1 rRNA gene and 1 pseudogene are annotated in these 870 nt (G+C 38.2%); both read right to left on the bottom strand.

What is annotated here, in order from left to right:
- Positions 1-310 (bottom strand): annotated as a pseudogene (locus ACRD69_RS25295) (endonuclease domain-containing protein); the annotation flags it as partial.
- Positions 311-794: 484 nt separating this feature from the next.
- Positions 795-870 (bottom strand): 5S ribosomal RNA (rrf, locus tag ACRD69_RS25300); the annotation flags it as partial.

The following is an 870-nucleotide window of genomic DNA, read 5'->3' on the forward strand; positions in this document are numbered from 1 at the left end:
CTTTGATTTCTGCAATTATAACATTGGGGTGTTCAAATACCATAAGATTTTCGTATCGTAATGTTGTAATACCCATATTACTAAGATTCCTATCCCTAAGTCTGTCATATTCCTCATTATAAACATGCTATTCCCCATCTAATTCGATAGCTAGCTTTAATTGAGGACAATAAAAATCCAGAATGTATTGCCAAATAGAATGTTGTCGCCTAAACTTCAGATCGCATATTCTTTTTCCTTTAAGGTAATTCCAAAGTTCACATTCCGCTGGAGTTGCTCTGTTTCTCAATAGTTTTCTCCTATAAATCATTTCTGGCCGGTTACTTTTCTTATCTTTCTTATATTGTTGAAAACTAATTTGTAAAAAAGACTTAAAACCACCTCCCCTCTCCTTCGTCGAGGTACTCCTCCTTGCCAGGAGGAGAGCTGATTTACAGCTTGCAAAACACTATATATTTGAATGTTTGAATCTTTTCGAACACTCGTGGGCGTTGCCCCAAGTTCTGATGTATCAGGCTTTGACTGCGTCGATTTTCAATTCAGCCTGACATACAGCTCTAATATTATTAAATGTTTCATCAACGGAGAAACTAAAATTTCCGTTAATCAGCCCAAACCTAAAATAAAAAAACAGAAGGCAGTTTAGAGGCGTGACAGATGTGAGGTTATTGCTCTATCGTTTATGTAGAATGTAAGCCAGGACCCGGAATTTGATTGTGATCCGGTACCCGGTAGTTAAGAATGTATTAAACGCAAAAAACCCCTTATTCGAATGAATAAGAGGTTTCTCTAAAAAAAGGCGGCGACCTACTCTCCCACTTCTACGCAGTACCATCGGCGCTATCGGGCTTAACTTCTCTGTTCGGAATG

The sequence above is a fragment of the Carboxylicivirga agarovorans genome (assembly GCF_050589845.1).
GTDB lineage: Bacteria > Bacteroidota > Bacteroidia > Bacteroidales > Marinilabiliaceae > Carboxylicivirga > Carboxylicivirga agarovorans.